This is a genomic window from Marinicella pacifica (genome assembly GCF_014636635.1).
Classification (GTDB): domain Bacteria; phylum Pseudomonadota; class Gammaproteobacteria; order Xanthomonadales; family Marinicellaceae; genus Marinicella; species Marinicella pacifica.
The window spans coordinates 1-18,298 of record NZ_BMEO01000006.1 but is presented as its reverse complement, the minus strand read 5'-3'; the positions used below and the strand labels follow the sequence as shown (position 1 = coordinate 18,298).

19 protein-coding genes and 1 pseudogene are annotated in these 18,298 nt (G+C 44.9%); 16 read left to right on the top strand and 4 right to left on the bottom strand.

What is annotated here, in order from left to right; translation table 11 throughout:
* Window positions 1-10: 10 nt before the first annotated feature.
* The 3 genes from IEV16_RS08250 to IEV16_RS08240 all read left to right on the top strand — a co-directional run bounded on the left by IEV16_RS08250 (window position 11) and on the right by IEV16_RS08240 (window position 5,299).
* Window positions 11-2,188: a TonB-dependent hemoglobin/transferrin/lactoferrin family receptor gene (locus IEV16_RS08250; protein WP_188365222.1), complete on the top strand. Its 2,178-nt coding sequence runs from the start codon at window positions 11-13 to the stop codon at window positions 2,186-2,188.
* A 146-nt stretch (window positions 2,189-2,334) separates the two neighbouring features.
* Window positions 2,335-4,479 (top strand): cytochrome D1 domain-containing protein, encoded by a 2,145-nt coding sequence (locus IEV16_RS08245; RefSeq protein ID WP_308611103.1) that lies wholly within the window; start codon window positions 2,335-2,337, stop codon window positions 4,477-4,479.
* Window positions 4,480-4,591: 112 nt separating this feature from the next.
* A complete protein-coding gene (locus IEV16_RS08240; RefSeq protein WP_188365221.1) occupies window positions 4,592-5,299 on the top strand; it encodes a Crp/Fnr family transcriptional regulator in 708 nt (235 codons plus the stop codon).
* 460 nt (window positions 5,300-5,759) lie between these two features.
* Here the strand turns inward: IEV16_RS08240 and IEV16_RS08235 are convergent, their stop codons facing one another.
* Window positions 5,760-6,464 carry an NAD-dependent deacylase gene (locus IEV16_RS08235; RefSeq protein ID WP_188365220.1) on the bottom strand — a complete coding sequence of 235 codons (705 nt, stop codon included), beginning with the start codon at window positions 6,462-6,464 and terminating at the stop codon, window positions 5,760-5,762.
* 71 nt (window positions 6,465-6,535) lie between these two features.
* Between IEV16_RS08235 and ccmA the strand changes: the two genes are divergently transcribed.
* The 10 genes from ccmA to IEV16_RS08185 all read left to right on the top strand — a co-directional run bounded on the left by ccmA (window position 6,536) and on the right by IEV16_RS08185 (window position 13,718).
* Window positions 6,536-7,192: a heme ABC exporter ATP-binding protein CcmA gene (ccmA, locus tag IEV16_RS08230; protein ID WP_188365219.1), complete on the top strand. Its 657-nt coding sequence runs from the start codon at window positions 6,536-6,538 to the stop codon at window positions 7,190-7,192.
* Entirely contained in the window at window positions 7,152-7,865 is a 714-nt protein-coding gene (gene ccmB / locus IEV16_RS08225) for a heme exporter protein CcmB (protein WP_188365218.1), read from the top strand. The genes ccmA and ccmB overlap by 41 nt, the downstream gene beginning before the upstream one ends.
* 10 nt (window positions 7,866-7,875) lie before the next feature.
* Window positions 7,876-8,631, top strand: a complete 756-nt coding sequence (locus IEV16_RS08220) for a heme ABC transporter permease (protein ID WP_188365217.1) — start codon at window positions 7,876-7,878, stop codon at window positions 8,629-8,631.
* A gap of 1 nt (window position 8,632) precedes the next feature.
* Complete coding sequence (gene ccmD / locus IEV16_RS08215) at window positions 8,633-8,791, top strand: heme exporter protein CcmD (protein WP_188365216.1); 159 nt, start codon at window positions 8,633-8,635, stop codon at window positions 8,789-8,791.
* The gene (gene ccmE, locus IEV16_RS08210) at window positions 8,788-9,219 is read left to right on the top strand and encodes a cytochrome c maturation protein CcmE (protein WP_188365215.1); all 432 of its coding nucleotides are present in this window, start codon (window positions 8,788-8,790) and stop codon (window positions 9,217-9,219) included. Before ccmD ends, ccmE begins: the two co-directional genes overlap by 4 nt.
* A gap of 1 nt (window position 9,220) precedes the next feature.
* On the top strand, window positions 9,221-11,164 hold the full coding sequence (locus IEV16_RS08205) for a heme lyase CcmF/NrfE family subunit (protein ID WP_188365214.1): 1,944 nt from the start codon (window positions 9,221-9,223) through the stop codon (window positions 11,162-11,164).
* Window positions 11,161-11,688: a DsbE family thiol:disulfide interchange protein gene (locus tag IEV16_RS08200; protein WP_188365213.1), complete on the top strand. Its 528-nt coding sequence runs from the start codon at window positions 11,161-11,163 to the stop codon at window positions 11,686-11,688. The genes IEV16_RS08205 and IEV16_RS08200 overlap by 4 nt, the downstream gene beginning before the upstream one ends.
* A 2-nt stretch (window positions 11,689-11,690) precedes the next feature.
* Window positions 11,691-12,074: a cytochrome c-type biogenesis protein gene (locus IEV16_RS08195; RefSeq protein WP_188365212.1), complete on the top strand. Its 384-nt coding sequence runs from the start codon at window positions 11,691-11,693 to the stop codon at window positions 12,072-12,074.
* A complete protein-coding gene (locus tag IEV16_RS08190; protein ID WP_188365211.1) occupies window positions 12,071-13,189 on the top strand; it encodes a TPR domain-containing protein in 1,119 nt (372 codons plus the stop codon). The genes IEV16_RS08195 and IEV16_RS08190 overlap by 4 nt, the downstream gene beginning before the upstream one ends.
* A gap of 163 nt (window positions 13,190-13,352) precedes the next feature.
* The gene (locus IEV16_RS08185) at window positions 13,353-13,718 is read left to right on the top strand and encodes a response regulator (protein WP_188365210.1); all 366 of its coding nucleotides are present in this window, start codon (window positions 13,353-13,355) and stop codon (window positions 13,716-13,718) included.
* A gap of 34 nt (window positions 13,719-13,752) precedes the next feature.
* Here IEV16_RS08185 and orn read toward each other — a convergent pair whose 3' ends face one another.
* Window positions 13,753-14,325 (bottom strand): oligoribonuclease, encoded by a 573-nt coding sequence (gene orn / locus IEV16_RS08180; protein ID WP_188365209.1) that lies wholly within the window; start codon window positions 14,323-14,325, stop codon window positions 13,753-13,755.
* Window positions 14,326-14,390: 65 nt separating this feature from the next.
* Between orn and rsgA the strand changes: the two genes are divergently transcribed.
* Window positions 14,391-15,281 (top strand): ribosome small subunit-dependent GTPase A, encoded by an 891-nt coding sequence (rsgA, locus tag IEV16_RS08175; protein WP_188365208.1) that lies wholly within the window; start codon window positions 14,391-14,393, stop codon window positions 15,279-15,281.
* Window positions 15,282-15,295: 14 nt separating this feature from the next.
* Entirely contained in the window at window positions 15,296-15,862 is a 567-nt protein-coding gene (locus IEV16_RS08170; RefSeq protein WP_188365360.1) for an NUDIX hydrolase, read from the top strand.
* A 302-nt stretch (window positions 15,863-16,164) separates the two neighbouring features.
* Here IEV16_RS08170 and IEV16_RS08165 read toward each other — a convergent pair whose 3' ends face one another.
* Entirely contained in the window at window positions 16,165-16,659 is a 495-nt protein-coding gene (locus IEV16_RS08165) for a hypothetical protein (protein WP_188365207.1), read from the bottom strand.
* A gap of 79 nt (window positions 16,660-16,738) precedes the next feature.
* Window positions 16,739-17,686 (bottom strand): hypothetical protein, encoded by a 948-nt coding sequence (locus IEV16_RS08160; RefSeq protein ID WP_188365206.1) that lies wholly within the window; start codon window positions 17,684-17,686, stop codon window positions 16,739-16,741.
* 106 nt (window positions 17,687-17,792) lie between these two features.
* On the opposite strand from IEV16_RS08160, the pseudogene IEV16_RS08155 reads away from it, so the two are divergent.
* Window positions 17,793-18,221, top strand: a pseudogene (locus tag IEV16_RS08155) (transposase family protein); the annotation flags it as partial.
* Window positions 18,222-18,298: the final 77 nt, after the last annotated feature.

Here is an 18,298-nt window from a genome sequence, read left to right as displayed (position 1 = left end):
GACCGAAGTGATGAAAAAATTAAGTTTAATTGTCTGTATGTGTTTTTTGACAACAACCTTATACGCCCAAGACAAGCCATCCAATCAAGATAAAAACGACACCACTGATTTAAGCCCGATGATTGTGGTAGCCTACAAACAAGCCCGTCAGTTACAGGAAGTCGCCGCAGATGTGGCCGTCATCAGTGCTGAAAATATCCAAAATACCCAGAGCGAAGACATGGCCGCGGCTTTGCGCTATGAAACCAACATTAACATAGAACAAGCCGGCAACCGTTTTGGCACATCAGGCATCAATATTCGCGGTATCGGCAGTAACCGGGTGGCGGTTGAAGTCGATGGCGTGCCCAACGCCAAGGCCTTTGATATCGGTTCCTATTCTTTTGCAACCGCTCAGTATCCGGATGTGTCTGTCATTCAGAGCATTGAGGTGTTAAAAGGTCCGGCCTCCACTTTATATGGCAGTAATGCCCTGGGGGGGATTGTCAGCATCCACACCTGGAATCCACAAGACCGGGTCAGTTCCGGTGACCAATGGCGTCAGATCAGATTCGGCTTTAATGGCGAGTACAATGGCCGTCACGGCACCTACACCCATGCCTGGAATGGAGAAAAAAATGGCGTGATTTTTAATATCAACCAACGTGACGGTAAAGGTATGCAAAGACCCAGTACTCTGGCTGACGATCATGCGGACTGGGATCAGCAATCGGTTTTCGGCAAATGGGTCACAGATGTGGCGCCGGGGCATCAGCTGTCATTTAATGTACAGGCCCAACAACGCGATCAAAGCACCCAAATCCATTCTTTTATTGGCCAGGGTCGTTTTGCTAACACCACGGCACTGGCCGGTGATGACAGCAGTGAATCCCAAAAGTTAAGTGCCACTTACGATTTTATGCTCAATAAACACTGGGCAGATGATGGCTTAATCCGGCTTTATCACAGCAACACCGAATTTTTACAAAAAACAGCTGAAAATCGTTTTTCACGTCGTGATACACCCTTATTACAAGACAGGCTGTTTAGTTTTGAACAAAAAACGCTTGGTATGGAAGCTAATTTCACCAAACAATTTAACACTGGCGACTGGTCGCATCGACTTATTTATGGTGTTGAAATCACCCAAACAGATGTCGCCGAATACCGCGACGCCCTGCAAACCAATCTAAACACCGGTGACAGTACGAATATTTTATTGGGCGAGGTATTTCCATTCCGGGATTTTCCGCTCACCGATGTCAAAGAAATTGGTGTGTTTATTCATGATGAGATTGACTTAAATGAACAATGGACACTGATTCCGGCACTGCGTTTTGATCGCTATGATTTGGATCCGACTCGCGATGCTTTGTTTGACAATAACGCCGAAGACATTGCCGTGGTTGATATTGATGAGTCTGACTTCTCACCTAAACTCGGCTTACTGTATCATATCAATGATTACAACAGCCTCTATGCCCAATATGTCCGCGGCTTTCGGGCACCACCGGCAGAAGATGTGAATATTGGTTTTAACATCGCATTATTTAATTACCGCTCCATTCCAAACCCCGATTTAAAAAGCGAAACTTCCAACGGTTATGAAGCCGGTTATCGATTGATTTTACCCAATCAACGACTCACCCTCAGTGGTTTTTATAATGAATACAAAGATCTGATTGTTTCGCGGGCGCCTCTGGGAATAGATCCGGACACCCAGGCCTTGCTGTTTCAGTCACAAAACATCGCCAAAGCCCGCATCCACGGTTTTGAACTGGATCACCAATGGTTTATTAACGACCAGTGGCAGACCCACATCGCCTTATCCTGGACCAAGGGGGTGAACGCCACCAACGACCAACCGCTTAATTCGGTATCCCCACCCAAAGCGGTGCTGTCTACCCAATGGAGCAGTGTCTCGAAAAAATGGCACTCGGGTTTGTACGGCCGATTCAGTGCCGCACAGGATGAAATTGATTTAACCCAGGAAGAATTGTTTCAAACGCCCGGTTATGCAGTTTTTGACTGGATGTCCGGTTATTACTTTTCGCCACAATCCCATTTGCAGTTCAGTATCAATAACCTGACGGATAAAACCTACTGGCAATGGCAACAAGTCCGCAATTTCGATGCAGAAGACCCCATAATCGAAGCATTAACACAATCTTCACGTAATTTCTCACTATCTTACTCGCAGCAGTGGTGATCTGGTGTTAAAATAAATAGCAAAATAACAATAGCCAATTGACCTATATCAATGAGCCAATATTTATCCAACAGTACAATCCTGATTGAAATAGTGTTAATGCCTATTTGGAACAATGATTTTATTCATATCAGGAGTTAATAACCATGATAAAACTTAAGCAAAGTCTGTTAGTCGCCGGTTTGGTTTTGGCCTTACCCGCCTGTGCGGACCAAGCCGATAAAAATAACAAAGACCCGTTAGCGGGCCATAAGGCTGAAATGAAAGCCGGAACCACTGATTTGGCCACCCAAATAGCCGAAGGTGAGAAACTCTACGGCATCCATTGTGTGGCCTGTCACCAACCCAACGGTCAGGGCATGGCCGGCGCATTCCCGCCGCTTGCAGAATCCGATTACCTGCTGGAAGATAAAGAACGCGCCATCGGCACCGTACTTCACGGATTGTCAGGTGAAATTACCGTTAACGGCACCAAATACAATGCAGTTATGCCAAACCTGTCTTATCTGAATGATGAGCAAATTGCCAACATTCTGACTTATGTGACCCACAGTTGGGGCAATGAAGGTTATCAAGTGAGTGCGGCTGAAGTGGCCAGTATTCGTGCCAAAGATGAAGAAAAAGCGGTGGCTACCGGCCAGCCCGTGACCCACCCAACCAGTTCTATTGAAGAACTTAAGTATCAGGGCGCCCCTTCCGGCATTGACCCGGCTGTCACCAAAAAAATGGTGGATTCACAAGGGCCTGCCATGACCGAAGAAGAATTTGAGTTTGCTACGAAAACATACTTTGAGCGTTGTGCCGGTTGTCACGGTGTGTTGCGTAAAGGCGCCACCGGTAAACCACTTACCACAGACATCACCCGTGAAAAAGGTTCTGAATATCTGAAAACCTTAATCACTTACGGTTCACCCGCCGGTATGCCCAACTGGGGTACTTCCGGTGATTTTACCAATGAAGAAATCGATATCCTGGCACGCTTCTTACAACATGAACCACCGGCACCACCAGAGTGGGGATTGCCCGAGATGCAAGATTCCTGGGTACTTCATGTGAAGCCCGAAGACCGTCCAAAAACCAAGCAACATGATTATGATGTGGAAAATTTCTTCGCTGTGACCTTGCGTGATGCCGGTCAGGTGGCCATTATTGACGGTGATTCCAAAGACATCGTGGCCATTCTGGATACCGGTTATGCGGTACATATCACCCGCCCATCGGCTTCCGGTCGTTACGCCTTTACCATTGGTCGTGATGCCAAGATTGACATGATCGATCTTTACATGAATCCGCCGAAAATTGTTTCAACCATCAAAATTGGTCTAGAAGCCCGCTCTGTTGAAACTTCTAAATATAAAGGTTTTGAGGATAAGTTGGCGATTGCCGGTGCCTACTGGCCACCACAATATGTGATTATGGATGGAGACACCTTAGAGCCCAAAAAAGTGGTTTCCACCCGCGGTATGACTGTGGATACCCAAGAGTATCATCCTGAGCCCCGTGTGGCTGCGATTGTGGCTTCCCACAACCACCCTGAATTTATAGTCAACGTCAAAGAAACCGGTAAAATTTTATTGGTGAATTATAATGATGTAGATAATTTATCGGTGACCACCATTGGTGCGGCCCGCTTCCTGCACGACGGTGGCTGGGACAGCTCCAAACGCTACTTCCTGACAGCCGCCAATAATTCAGACCGCATTGCGGTGGTTGACTCGGTTGATCGGAAACTGGTGGCTTTGACTGAAGTGACCAAAATCCCTCATCCCGGTCGTGGTGCCAATATCAACGATCCGAAATATGGTCCGGTTTGGGTCACCTCTGCCCTGGGTAATGATAACATCACCTTCTTAGGCACTGACCCCGAAGGTCACCCTGAGAATGCCTGGAAAGTGGTGCGCACACTGAAAGGTCAAGGCGGTGGCTCATTGTTTGTAAAAACCCATCCAAAATCTAAAAATCTGTGGGTTGACACCACCCTCAACCCGGATCCTGCCAAATCACAAAGCATCGCGGTATTTGACATCAATAACCTGGACAAAGGTTATGACGTCCTGCCGATTGCCGAGTGGGCAGATTTAGGCGAAGGTCCTAAACGTGTTGTACAACCTGAATACAACAAAGCCGGTGACGAAGTCTGGTTCTCTGTGTGGAACACCATGGATGAAAAATCAGCCATCGTGGTTGTTGATGACAAAACCAGAAAACTGAAAAAAGTCATCAATGATGAACGCATCGTAACACCCACCGGTAAATTCAATATTTACAACACGGTGAACGACGTTTACTAAGCGCTCATACAAGCGCAATACCCGGGCGGCCTCATTCAGAGGCCGCTTTTTTTTGCCTCAAGTATTAAGTCCCGAATATGGTAAGATGGCGTGTTTTTAATAAATTGAATCCATGTTAGACAAAACACTGAACCACCATGTGGTCATGGCTTTAAAACAATCGGTGATGTTTTCCGGGTTTGACACCGACACCTTTGATCAGGTGCTCAGCTTTTCTCGTCTAACCAAAGCCGCTCAGGAACAAATCATCTTCCAACAGGGTCAAGAACTGACCCACATTTATTTCGTTTACGATGGCGCGGTTAAGCTCGGCCGTGGCAGTTTCAAAGGGGAAGAGAAAATTATCGAAGTGCTGTTGCCCGGTCGTACCTTTGCTGAAGGCGTTTTATTTGCCGGTGCACCCAAATATCCGGTCACCGCCACCGCGCTCAAAGACAGTGTGCTGGTTTCTATTGATGGCAATAAACTGCTTAATCTTTTGAAAAACTCCACAGAACTGTGTCTTAAAATGCTCAGCCATTTATCGGTACGCTTACACTGGATGGTGAAAGAACTGGACAAGCAAACCCTGCACAATGCCTCATTTAGAATGGTGGATTATTTTCTCGGTCAAGTCAGGCATCAGGACGGTAACGAGTGTGAATTTAAGCTCGCAGTGCCCAAAAGAGACATCGCTTCACGGCTTTCCATTAAACCCGAAACCTTTTCCCGCGCCCTTAAATCGCTACAAAACAAAGGGCTAATCAGCATTCAGGAACAAACCATCCGACTTCATGATGTGGCCTTATTAAAAGAGATGATTGAACTGGAAGAATTATAAAAGGTGTGCTCTTGGGACTTCATTCACTTTTGTTCCCAACAAAAGTGAAAGCGGCCGCGGCGAACACTTCATATAACTTCGCGCTCTTCGCCTCTGATTGGCCTCCATGGATGGAGGTCTGTCGCGTGAGCTTGGAGCGGAAGCGGCCGCTCGCTCACGGCCTTAACGGACATTCCGTCACGCTTCTTCGCCTGCGGCGAAACCGCATGACTTCATTTACCTAGCCTAACCGGCTCGGCGGGTCGCGCTGATACAAAGCATCACACCGCCATACCGGCGCTGGCCGCTAACCAGCGTCTTTAAGCATGTTCGAACTACGGTTTAACCACAAAGAACTCGAAATACACGCAAAGCTCACAAAGTCAAAAAAATTAAAAGTTAAACTTAGTGTCCTTTGTGAAAACCTGAGTGAACTCTGTGGTTAATAAAAAAGATAATGATAAATAAATATAACAAGTCACTAACGATTAAAACCCAATTGTTCGTAAAAATACGCCGGTACCACTTCAGAAGCCTGTCCGGTTATCACTTTATCAAACAACAGGTTGTCCGTGCCATCCAAATTCAGCATCACCGTATGTGCCTGATGTCTTTTAGCGATTTCTACAAATCCTGCGGCCGGGTAAACCGTACCCGAAGTACCGATGGCGACAAATAAATCACAGGCCATCAGATACGTCATAATGTCATCCATAAACAAAGGCATTTCACCAAACCAGACTATATGAGGCCGTAAACACCCTGTCTTCTTGCATTGAGGACAGGCATCATGAACAGCCAGATCGTGGTTAACTGACCCCACCTGATGGCATTGAACACAACGAAAACGGTTGAGTTGACCATGCATCGACAATAACCGCTGACTACCGGCCCGCCGATGCAAATCATCCACATTCTGACTAATCAATACAAATTCATCTATTTGTTGCTCCACCCTGGCCAGACAACGGTGGGCAGCATTGGGTTCAGCTTGAGCAGCGGCTGCACGCCGGGCATTGTAAAAACGATGAACCCGCGACGGATATCGATCGAATGCTTCGGGGGTGGCGACTTCTTCAATCCGGTGATTTTCCCATAAGCCATCATTATCTCTAAAGGTGGCTAAGCCACTGTCTGCAGATATGCCGGCACCGGTTAAAACAACAATTTTTTGGTATTGATTCATATCAAAGACAAGACTTTTAAAGGACGGTATAATAGCGCCATTTCTTTACTTTCAGGGCACTTAAAACTAAAATGTCCCTCAATAATTTAAACCCACACACTTCTTTGCAATCGACCATTCTACATATTTCACATGCCCAGTGTCAAAAAGGCGGTGAACCGCTGTTTGCACCAATCAATTTACGTTTAGAACGTGGTGAAATGGCCGTTATTTCAGGTCGCAATGGTTCTGGTAAAACCACCCTGTTAGAAGCGGTTGCCGGATTAGGCAGCTTTTGTGAAGGTGGCATGGAATTTGATCACCCGGACAGCCCGGATTCCTGGTTACAACACAGCCATTATGTGGGGCACTTTCTCGGTAACAAAGCCAGTTTAACCTGCCTTGAGAACTTAAATTTTGCGGCCACCATGAATGGTTCTTCAAGCCATGAAAACCAATTATCCGCTGCTCTGGATCAGGTGGGTTTGGGCGGATATGAATACCACCATGCCGGTGATTTATCAGCCGGACAGAAAAAACGTCTGGCACTGAGTCGTTTGCTTATATTGAACAAGACCTACTGGTTGCTGGATGAGCCTTTTGTGAACCTGGATGTGGCCGGGTGCGACTGGTTGTTTGAATGTATCAGCCATCACATTAATAACGGTGGCGCGGCTTTACTCACGGCTCATGACAACAAACGTATCCATGAAAAAGCCGACCACCTCATTCATCTGGAGCGGCCATAAGCCTATGGGTATGAAGTTTTGGGTATTGCTACAGCGCGATGTACTGGTGGCCTGGCGAAAAAAATCCAATATTTATCAACCGCTGGTGTTTCAACTCTTAATTGTTACCATGTTTCCTTTGGGCCTGGGTGCCGGTGCCCAAACCTTGCAGAAAATTGCCCCGGCGGTGGTTTGGATTCTGGCTTTAATCAGCACCCTGATTACTTTAGAAAATATTTTTAAGGATGATTATGAGGATGGCAGTTTGGGGTTATATGTGCTGTCGGGATTACCCTTGCCGGTGGCTGTTTTAGCCAAGGCCGGTGCCCACTGGCTAACCACCGGTTTACCGGTTATTTTATTTGCACCGGTGATTGCCGTGTTGTTACACTTACCGGGCTATGCTTACGGGGTTTTGATGTTGTCTTTGCTGATGGCCACCCCCATATTCAGTTTATTGGGTACCGTCGGTTCAGCCCTTATAATGAACCTTAAAAATGGCGGGATGTTGCTCAGTGTTCTGATTATGCCGCTGTTGGCGCCGGTGTTGATATTTGGTGCGGGTGCGGTTCTTGAAACCACTTTAGGCAACAACCCGAATGGTCATCTGGCTTTATTGGCCGGTTGTTTTGTACTCGCCCTGACCCTGGCCCCTTTAGCGGCTGCAGCCGCCATCAAGGTTAATTTGGAGTAATGAAATAAACATGAACAAAATCGTCAAGTTTTATCATGAAATGGGCTCACCCCCGAGCTTTTATCGCATCACAGGCTATTGGCTAAAACCTTTTTTTGTTCTGGCCCTGGCATTAACCGTATATGGTTTGATTGACGGCTTGTTTTTTGCACCACCTGATTATCAACAGGGCGATTCCTACCGCATTATGTTTGTGCATGTTCCAGCGGCCTGGATGAGTTTATTTATCTATGCCATTATCGGTGTCTGCGGTCTTATTGCCTTCGTCTGGCGCATGAAAGTGGCCGAAGCGGTGATGATGGCCAGTGCCCCGATAGGCGCACTGTTTACCGCCCTCACGCTGCTCACCGGCATGCTGTGGGGTAAACCCATGTGGGGCACCTACTGGGACTGGGACGCCCGCATGACCTCCGAATTGATTCTGCTGTTTTTATATATTGGTGTGATGGGCATTTACAGCGCTTATGATGATGATCCGCGAAAAGCCGCCCGATTGGCCGCTTTGGTCGCCATTATCGGCCTGATTAATTTACCCATTATCCGTTACTCTGTGGAATGGTGGACCAGTATCCATCAGGGAGCCAGTATTTCATTAATGGGCGGGAACAGCGGTATTAAAGACTGGTCTATGTTAAGACCTTTACTGGTCATGGCCCTGGCCACTAAATTTTACTATCTTTATTCCATGTTACATCGGGCGCGTAATTATTTATTGCGCACTGAGCAAAATAAATCATGGGTAATGAGACAATTGACTGAGCAATAACATGATGACACTACTGGATATGGGCAAGTATAACTTTTTTGTGTGGGGTTCTATGGCACTGTTTGGTGTCATGCTGGCCGTTGACTTTATCAGCATACACCGGCAACGCAAACAATTGAGCCGACAAATTAAATCACGACAACGGAGACAACAGTCATGACGCCGACCCGTAAACGCCGTTTGATTTTAATTTCGCTGGTGATTTTTGGCGTGGCCGTGGCCACCGCCATCTTCCTCACTGCTTTCAAAGACAATATGATGTTTTTTAAAAGTCCCACCGAAGTGAGTGCTCAGGACTATCCGCAAAACCGCAGTTTTCGTCTGGGTGGTATGGTAAAAGAAGGCAGTTTAAAGCGCATTGAGAATAGTTTAAAAGTGCAATTTGACGTGACCGATTATGGTGCCGATGTGGCCGTTGAATACGAAGGTATTTTACCGGATCTATTCCGTGAGGGTCAGGGTGTTGTGGCCATAGGTTACATGGCAAGCGACCAATTGTTTGTCGCAGAAGAAGTGCTGGCCAAGCACGATGAAAACTATATGCCGCCTGAAGTGGCCGATGTTTTACAAACGCAGGAACAACCTTAATATGTTACCCGGAATTGGACAATTTTTATTGGTATTATCCTTACTGTTGGCTGCCGCCTTAACGGTTTTGCCGATGCTGGGTTATGCCAGAAACAGTCAAACCTTAATGCAAACTGCCCGACCTTTGGCGCATGTACTGTTTATCACGGTTATGGCATCTTTTGTGGTTTTGGTGGTGTTGTTTGTACAGCAGGATTTTTCGGTTCTTTATGTGGCAGAAAATTCATCTTTAGAGCTGCCTTTACGCTACCGCATCACCGCTGCCTGGGGTGCCCATGAAGGTTCTATTTTAATGTGGGTGACGGTACAAGCTTTGTGGATTTCTGCGGTGGCCAAATTCAGCCAATCATTGTCGTTGAGTCAGATTTCACGGGTACTGTCTGTTTTGGGTTTGATTGCCCTGGGTTTTGTGGCCTTTGTGCTGTTCGCGTCCAACCCTTTTGAAACGATTTTTCCGGTACCCGCTGATGGTCGTGATTTGAACCCCTTGCTACAGGATTTCGGCATGATTATGCACCCGCCATTACTGTATTTTGGCTATGTGGGCTTATCCGTCGCTTTTGCTTTATCCGTGGCAGCCTTGATTGGCGGTGAGATTAACGAACAGTGGATTCGCTGGTCACGACGCTGGACCAATATTGCCTGGGCTTTTCTCACCATGGGTATCATTTTAGGTTCCTGGTGGGCTTATTATGAACTCGGTTGGGGCGGCTGGTGGTTCTGGGATCCGGTAGAAAATGCCTCATTCCTGCCCTGGCTGGCCGGTACCGCATTAATTCATGTTCAGGCGGTCAGTGAACGCAAAAATGCGTTCAGAGGCTGGACCGTACTACTGGCGATTATTGCTTTTAGTTTATGTATTTTAGGCACATTTCTGGTTCGCTCAGGCAGTATCACCTCGGTGCATTCCTTTGCCGCCGATCCTTTCCGCGGCATTTTTATTCTGGTGTTGCTGGCGATATATTCTGGCGGTGCGCTTACCCTCTACGCCTTCCGTGCCAATCAGCTTAGATCCCGTGACACCATTAATCTCAATTCCCGAGAAACCCTGCTATTGGCCAATTCCCTGATTTTTATTACCGCCACTTTTACGGTTTTACTGGGCACTTTATTCCCCATGATTTTTGAAGCGGTGGGTAAGAAAATTTCGGTGGGCGCACCCTATTTCGGTTTGATGTTTTTTGTGCTGATGATACCGATGGCGGTAATATTGCCTTTGGGCAGTCAGCTGAGATGGCATCGTGATGACATGCTGGCTGCGGTGAAGCAACTGTTACCCTATTTTATCGCTTCAACCCTGTTGACTGTTGTTGTTTGGCTTATCTTTAAACCGTTGAATATACGGGCCATTGCGGGAATTTACGGTGGTTTTTGGGTGTTGACTGCCACTCTGGGTCAGTGGTTTAAACGGCCTGGACGTGCCACTGCCGGATTTATCGGCATGAGTGTGGCCCATGTGGGTGTGGCGGTTTTTTTAATTGCGATGTCGATGACAGAACATAAAGACATTGAACAAGATATCCTGATGTCACCGGGCATTACCAAACAGGTCGGTGGTTACGACTTTACTTTTACCGGTGTGGACCGCGTTAAACAAGAAAATTATCAGGCCCAGCAAGGCCATGTGGAAGTGCGCCGGGACGGTCGGTTAATCACCACGTTGAATCCGCAAAAACGCTTCTATCCCAAACAACAAATGCCGATGACCGAGGCCGCCATTTATGTGGGTTGGAGCAAAGACATTTATGTGTCTCTGGGTGAGGCGGTCAACCAGGAAGGTGCCTGGGCAGTACGTATTTACATCAAACCGATGATTCGCTGGATGTGGTTTGGCGGTATTTTAATGCTCACCGGTGCCATTATCGGTTTATTCAGTGCCCGCATTAAACGCCAGGAAGACAAACAACGCGATCATGTGATGGCACAACAGTTAAAGTTATCATGAAAAAAATTGTAATTACCCTCATCCCCTTAGCCATTTTTGTCGGCCTATTGACCCTGTTGTTTTTAAACATGGGTTATCACAACGAAACAGTGCCCTCGCCTTTAATCGGCAAGCCGGTGCCGGCTTTCGAGCTGCCTCAGCTTTATGAAAAAGGCACCCTCACTGAGCAAGATTTTCTCGGTGAACCCTGGTTACTGAATGTTTGGGGCAGCTGGTGTCCCAATTGTTTGTATGAACATCCGGTGGTCACGGATTTAGCCCAATCCGGCCAGTTAAAGGTGGTGGGTTTAAACTGGAAAGATGAATTTGAAAATGCCGATGCCTGGTTAAAACGGCTGGGTAATCCCTATGACACCATTTTGGTCGATTACAAAGGTAATGTGGCCATAGATTTTGGCGTCTACGGTGCCCCTGAAAGCTTTTTGATTGATGCCAACGGTATTATCGTCCATAAAATTGTCGGCGAATTAACCCCCGACAATGTACAGAATGAAATTTTGCCCAAATTAGCTCAGTTAAAATAACCATGCGATTATTCTTCATTATTATATCTCTGATTACCTCTGGCCATGTGAATGCCATTGAGGTCTATGATTTTAAAAACGAGCAACAACGAGAATTGTATCAGGAACTCACCGAGGAACTGCGTTGCTTGGTCTGCCAAAATCAGAACTTAGCCGATTCTGATGCTGATCTGGCCAAAGACCTGAAGGACCAGGTGGCTGAGTTTGTTATCAACGGTCAGGACAAAGACACCATTTTGGCTTATATGGTGCAACGCTACGGTGATTTTGTCACGTACAACCCACCCTTAAACCCGAGTACATTTTTTCTGTGGTTTTCACCATTTATGGTATTACTACTGGGTGCCGTTATCCTTATTTATAACATCAGGAAAAAACAAAAATGACCCCTTGGTTGATTTACGCTTCGATCACTTTATTCATCGGCCTGTTGTTCGGTTGGTTGCTGTGGCGCCAAAATAAAGCCTCTCAAAAAAAATGGCTTTTCAATAAAATTAAAACCGATCCCGTACGCAAAGATGATTATATCAATGCTCTAAATAAATTAGACCAACAGCAAACACACAGCTCTAAAACAACGGTATGGCTGCTGTTAGCACTTATTCCGGCCACTTTACTGCTTAACACCTACCTGTTTCCTAAACAAACTCAACAATCACAACAGCCACCCAGTCTTGAAGAGGCACTGACACAGTTAGAACAATCACTGCAAAAAAATCCCAATGATATAGAAGGTCAAATGCTGTACGGCAGCGCCATGATGCGCATGCAAAATTTTGAGGCGGCGGTCAACGCCTTTAAAAAAGCCAATACATTGGCACCGAACAATGCCAATATCCTCACTGAACTGGCGGAAGCGGTGGCTTTTAAAAACAACACCGGCAGTTTTTTAGGCGAACCACAAAAATACATCAACCAGGCTTTAGCAGCTGATCCCAATCACCAAAAAGCCTTGTGGTTACAAGGCATAATTGCTTATGAGCAACAAGACTACATCCAGGCCGAAAATGTATGGACTGTCTTGATACAAAAAATCAGTGACGACCAAGTCAAAGCCACCATCATCAAACAAATCAATCAGGCCCGCAGTCAGCAAAATAAAAGCCCGTTAAACACAACGGATTTAATTCCCGGCAAAGGTTCCACTCAGTCTGATTCAGAGACACCAATTTACCACATCGTTATTGACGCCGATGCAATGATTAAAAACCAACAATTCCCTGCCACCACGCGGGTGTTTGTGTCCGCCAAATCACCGACCGGCCCGGCCATGCCGGTTGCAGCCATTGACCTGGCACCGCCCTTTACCTGGCCTCTAAATGTTGAATTATCCAATCAACATAACTTAACCCCGCAACGTCAACTCAGCGACTTTGAACAACTGATTTTTTCAGCCCGGTTGAGTGTCAGCGGAGATGCCGGCGTCAGTAATTACCGCAGCGAAGAGGTCCTCTTAACTGCCGATAATAATCGTGCAAATTTAAAACTTAACGAACAATAAAACAGACCGTTAAAGGACTCATTTGTGACAATATTTGACCCTTTTTACAATCCGGCTTCCGTTGGTCATTTAAAATCACCCTTTTAACCGGGTTAAGCAACTATGTTTTGCAATTAATCCCTGTTTTCATTAAGATAATGTTGGGTTTAAACAGAATAACAACATGGCAAGAATACTAATTATTGACGACTCCCCTTCTCAGCTTTACGGCATGCAAAAAATTGTTGAAAAGCTGGGTCATGAAACTATTTTGACAGAAGATGGTAAGGAAGGGATTCAAATTGCGCGTGAACAGCTGCCTGATTTGATATTAATGGATGTGGTGATGCCGGATCTGAATGGTTTTCAGGCCACCCGTAAAATCAGTAAAGATGAACGTACCGCCCATATTCCGGTGATTATTGTCACCACTAAAAAACTGGAGACTGATCGGGTTTGGGGGCTGCGTCAGGGCGCCAAAGAATATTTAGTTAAACCGGTGACAGAAAAGGCCTTAAAAGAGGTTTTGGAAAATCATTTACCCGGTTAAAGATTGAGACACCTATTTTAAAAACCACTGATCTTTAATCAGTGGTTTTTTTGTGGCCGCCAGCTTCTCCCATAAATTGTCGGTAATAACGCAACTCCTTAATCGATTCTTCCGTATCCGCTAATGCCAGATGCTGTCCTGTTTTACTGAAGCCGTCTAATAATTGCGGGTTCCAACGACGAATAACCTCTTTGATTGAGCTCACATCAATTTGTCTGTAATGAAAATAGTTTTCTAATTCCGGCATCCAGCGTGCCAGAAAGCGTCGGTCCTGACAGATACTGTTACCGCACATGGGTGAGGCATGTTTGGGCACATGCTCCTTTAAAAATTCAAGGGTAATTCGCTCCGCCTCACGCACAGAGACATCCGAATCCAATACCCTTTGCCATAAACCTGATTGAGTATGGTGCTCGGTGTTCCAGTCATCCATGGCTTCCAGTATTTTGTGTGGTTGATGAATGGCAACATCAGGTCCCTGGGCAACGATTTCTAAATCAGTATCGGTGACAATGGTGGCAATTTCAATAATATGATCCTTCATTGGATTTAGACCGGTCATTTCCAGGTCAATCCAAATTAAATGATGTTCTGAACGCACATGCATTTCCTCAATAAAAAAAGCATTATACCTGTTGTATAATGGATTGTTAGCCTATCAACTCATTATTCATGGAAAAACGCCACCGAATCAGCGCCACATTAAAACAATCCGCCACAGCCATTGACCTGTCAGATTTTTCTGAACATCAGGTTTTTTTTAATCGCAAAATCAAACCGATATGCGGCGATTATGTGGCTTTAACCAAAGAGCAGAACGATTACCGTATTGAAAGCATTTTGCCTCGAGATAATGTCTTTAGCCGTGCCGACAAACATGGTCGTAAGCAACACCTGGCCGTCAATGTTGATCAGGTTCTCATTATTATGGCCGTCTCACCTGAACCCACCCGGGATATTATCAACCGCTATCTGGTGGCCGCTGAACTCAATCACATCAAGCCCCTGTTGGTGTTCAATAAAATTGACCTACAATCAGAATATTTTATTGCCACCGCCAACAGCTACAGACAGTTGGGTTATGAGGTTTTTCTGACCAGCATCCGACAAATCGACAGCATCAAAGCATTACAACAATGCCTGAAAGATAAAACCTCCTTACTCGCCGGTCAATCCGGTGTGGGTAAATCCAGCTTGAGCAACTTATTATTTCCGGCGTTGGATTTAAAAACCGGTAAACTGGCGAAAAAAACCGGCAAGGGCGCGCACACCACCAGTGTCACCCAACTTTATTATGACACCTCACAAAATGCTTTTCTGATTGATTCACCGGGTGTCTGGGAATACGGACTGTGGCATTTGTCACCAATTGAAATTGCCCACGGCTTTCGTGAGTTTCAAAATTATCTCGGTGCTTGTAAATTCAGTAACTGCAGTCACAGTCACGAACCGGATTGTGCTGTTATTCAGGCGGTGGCCGATGGTAGAATATCAGAAAAACGCTACCAGTCGTTTATTCGTATCTGCGAATCCATGGACCATTTAAAACCAACAAATTATTAACGGGAAGACTGATAATGACCATAAAATACTGTAATCAATGCGGACACCCTGTTGAATATCAAAAACCAGAAAACGATGACAAGCTTCGGGCAGTCTGTCAAAGCTGTTTCTATGTCCAGTATGAAAATCCGCTGATTGTTACCGGCTGTATCATTGAACATAAAGGCAGCATATTACTCGGCAAACGCACCATAGAACCCCGTAAAAACTGCTGGAATGTCCCGGCCGGCTTTTTAGAAATTGGTGAATCCACCCTCGATGGCGCCATCCGGGAAGTCAAAGAAGAAGTGCTGGCTGACATCAAAAATATTGAATTGTTCGGCATTTATAGCATCGTACAACGCAGTCAGGTGCATATTTATTACCGTGCTCAATTAGATTCAGCCGACTTTGGCGCCGGTGCCGAAACCTCCGAATCAAAATTATTTCTACCCGATGACATCCCCTGGGACAACCTCGCCTTCCCGGTAAACATCACTGCCCTCAAACACTACGTCAAAGACATGCAAAGCGACGAGTTCGCCATTCACGAACAAGAAATCCTGATTGATTACGACATGCTCAGACAGTTTGACCGCTAAAGTCCATTGATTAAGTCTTATCCCATAACATAGCCGCAACACTATTCAGGTATTGTCGATACTTTTCCTTAAGACTTAGCTTTAAATATATGTTATTTAGTCGATCTTTTAACAGACATCAAAGAACGAAGGGACAAAAAAAGCAAAGGCAACATAAGTATAATCCCAAAAATAAACATGGCCACTGCAGTGTGTTCTCTGATTGAAGGCGGATCAGACACGCCCGATCTTATTTCAATCTGCCAAAGTATTATTCCTGAAATAAATACAATTCCACCCAGCACAGCAGACGCATATATTTTTCAATCAAAATCACTTAATTTTTCATCAATAAGCGCTTGTTTTTTAATGCGATTAACCAAAACCTTATCTTCAGCATTTAATGGTTCAAAGCGTTGACAAGTCTCATCAACAACCTCCTCCAATTTATGTCCTTGCGAATACCCGGTCAAATCGTTACCTGAAAGTCCTATTGCTGAAACCTTCATTTTAAGCATGCTACGGCGAGCAGTCCAAAGAGCAATAACTCCGGAAAACACGAGAACAGCGCCTATTATTCTTGATGTCGTTTCATGAGGTATCCGAGCTGTAACAGGTGCATAAATACATATTAATATACCAATATAAAGAACAAAATAACCCCCATTTTTCCAGGCACCCCGAAGTTCATGTTCTTTTGCATATTTAATGAGAGAACTGCTGACAAGCGCACTAAACCATAAAAAGCGTAAGCCGAAATAAACCAACGGTGCAGCAATTAACAAATGGAATATATCGAAATCATATAAGCTAAGCATAATTATAAAACCTTGTACAATTAACTCATTATAATATAGTAGACTGGCAGAAAATTATGGCTGATTTACCGGCGAAATTTTATTTTAACGTAAAGGTACTTTTTAATATTTCAAAGAGTTCTCCGGCATCGGAATTTAAGTCACTGCCAAGGGCCAGAATTCTGTAATAGCCTTTATTGTTTTGTCCGCGTAACAGTAACTGCCAACATTCTAAAGGTTCTGAGGTTTCAATATCCGTGCCGGTGCTTTTAATAAAATAAGATTTTAAACCATCGATTTCACGCGACTGTTCCGATTGAATCGAATCAAATTCATAGCCTTTGACATTGTTTAACATCTCAATACTGCTCGCACGCAGATTATGAACGGTTCGGTCATCCAATGAAGGTGCCACAATCACCAGTGGCCAATCCATGGGTGTACTGTGCTTAGGTGCATCAACAGGAGATAACATAACCATCCGACCTAATTGACCGGGTTCACGAATTTCCCAACCCGGCGCCACATCAAACGTAAAGTCCACCATTTCAAAACCGGTGGGCGCCGGCACATCACGCCATTCAGCACTGAGAATCGCATGCCGTAATGGCTGATAAACCTGATCTTTATTGGACGGTAAGTAAATGCCGTTTAAAACCACCAATTCATTGTCACCCTCGATTAAACGTACGATTTTTTCCACCACGCCGGCAGCTGTTTCCTGTTGTAAGAAAACCAAACCAACCATTCGACCATTAAAAAGCAGGTCTTCACGGCCCAGCATCGTCATCTTTTGTTTTTTTAATTGCTCTTTAGAAAACATCTGTTGACCGATCTCATCCAATGAAACATCCTTTAACGGCATAACCATCAAAGAGGACATGCTGTCCACCTGCTCAAAACCGGCAAAACGTTTCGACGCAGTAAAGCCTTGTGGTGTTTGCATAAAAATACCGGTGCCCGGGACTTGTTGCAAAGTGTTTGAACTGCTTGCATTAATGGCGAAAAACACCAACAAACAAAGCATAATTGTGAGTTGTTTTATCATATGATTTAACCCGTGGTGCATTTAGAAAATAGTTAAAAAACAAGAAGTTACTCATAGCAAAATGCGGTATATTAATAAGTCTCGAAACTTGAAAATTACCAATACTATGAGTAACTTAGAATCCAGTTATATCAAAATTCTATCTGTTTTACAGCAACTAAATCCAGAATCTAATTTTCTTAACCAAATAAGGATTCCAAAACTATCTGATATTGAAGTAATTGCACTGATACTGACTGCAGAATATCTGAATATCGACTCTGAAAGAGATCTTTTTCGACGATTGCCTGACCGATTAAGCACCCGTATTGAGCGGTCAGTCTATCATCGTAGAAAGAAACGGTTATTCTTTTATATTGAATCACTTAGAGAACAAATGGTAGAACAAATGACCCAGGGAGAAACCCACTATATCATTGATTCTATGCCCCTTGAGGTTTGTAAAATGAGTCGCTCTAACAGGTCAACTATTTGCAGTGAAGATATCAAAACATCTCCCAACCACGGTTATTGTGCCTCACAGCAAATGCACTTTAAATAATTGAATAATTGAGGACAGGCATGAAAATCGACAATTTCTTACAAGTCCAATCGATAATCACTACAGATTTT

What these genes read in the sequence shown, in the direction of transcription:
- IEV16_RS08245 (WP_308611103.1), top strand. Translation starts at nt 2,335, where the DNA reads ATGATAAAACTTAAGCAAAGTCTGTTAGTCGCCGGTTTGGTTTTGGCC.
- ccmB (WP_188365218.1), top strand. Translation starts at nt 7,152, where the DNA reads ATGAAAAAGCCGACCACCTCATTCATCTGGAGCGGCCATAAGCCTATG.
- IEV16_RS08195 (WP_188365212.1), top strand. Translation starts at nt 11,691, where the DNA reads ATGCGATTATTCTTCATTATTATATCTCTGATTACCTCTGGCCATGTG.
- IEV16_RS08205 (WP_188365214.1), top strand. Translation starts at nt 9,221, where the DNA reads ATGTTACCCGGAATTGGACAATTTTTATTGGTATTATCCTTACTGTTG.
- IEV16_RS08220 (WP_188365217.1), top strand. Translation starts at nt 7,876, where the DNA reads ATGAACAAAATCGTCAAGTTTTATCATGAAATGGGCTCACCCCCGAGC.
- IEV16_RS08160 (WP_188365206.1), bottom strand. Translation starts at nt 17,686, where the DNA reads ATGATAAAACAACTCACAATTATGCTTTGTTTGTTGGTGTTTTTCGCC.
- IEV16_RS08170 (WP_188365360.1), top strand. Translation starts at nt 15,296, where the DNA reads ATGACCATAAAATACTGTAATCAATGCGGACACCCTGTTGAATATCAA.
- ccmD (WP_188365216.1), top strand. Translation starts at nt 8,633, where the DNA reads ATGATGACACTACTGGATATGGGCAAGTATAACTTTTTTGTGTGGGGT.
- IEV16_RS08185 (WP_188365210.1), top strand. Translation starts at nt 13,353, where the DNA reads ATGGCAAGAATACTAATTATTGACGACTCCCCTTCTCAGCTTTACGGC.
- ccmE (WP_188365215.1), top strand. Translation starts at nt 8,788, where the DNA reads ATGACGCCGACCCGTAAACGCCGTTTGATTTTAATTTCGCTGGTGATT.
- IEV16_RS08240 (WP_188365221.1), top strand. Translation starts at nt 4,592, where the DNA reads ATGTTAGACAAAACACTGAACCACCATGTGGTCATGGCTTTAAAACAA.
- IEV16_RS08190 (WP_188365211.1), top strand. Translation starts at nt 12,071, where the DNA reads ATGACCCCTTGGTTGATTTACGCTTCGATCACTTTATTCATCGGCCTG.
- IEV16_RS08235 (WP_188365220.1), bottom strand. Translation starts at nt 6,464, where the DNA reads ATGAATCAATACCAAAAAATTGTTGTTTTAACCGGTGCCGGCATATCT.
- ccmA (WP_188365219.1), top strand. Translation starts at nt 6,536, where the DNA reads ATGTCCCTCAATAATTTAAACCCACACACTTCTTTGCAATCGACCATT.
- IEV16_RS08200 (WP_188365213.1), top strand. Translation starts at nt 11,161, where the DNA reads ATGAAAAAAATTGTAATTACCCTCATCCCCTTAGCCATTTTTGTCGGC.
- IEV16_RS08250 (WP_188365222.1), top strand. Translation starts at nt 11, where the DNA reads ATGAAAAAATTAAGTTTAATTGTCTGTATGTGTTTTTTGACAACAACC.
- IEV16_RS08165 (WP_188365207.1), bottom strand. Translation starts at nt 16,659, where the DNA reads ATGCTTAGCTTATATGATTTCGATATATTCCATTTGTTAATTGCTGCA.
- orn (WP_188365209.1), bottom strand. Translation starts at nt 14,325, where the DNA reads ATGCATGTGCGTTCAGAACATCATTTAATTTGGATTGACCTGGAAATG.
- rsgA (WP_188365208.1), top strand. Translation starts at nt 14,391, where the DNA reads ATGGAAAAACGCCACCGAATCAGCGCCACATTAAAACAATCCGCCACA.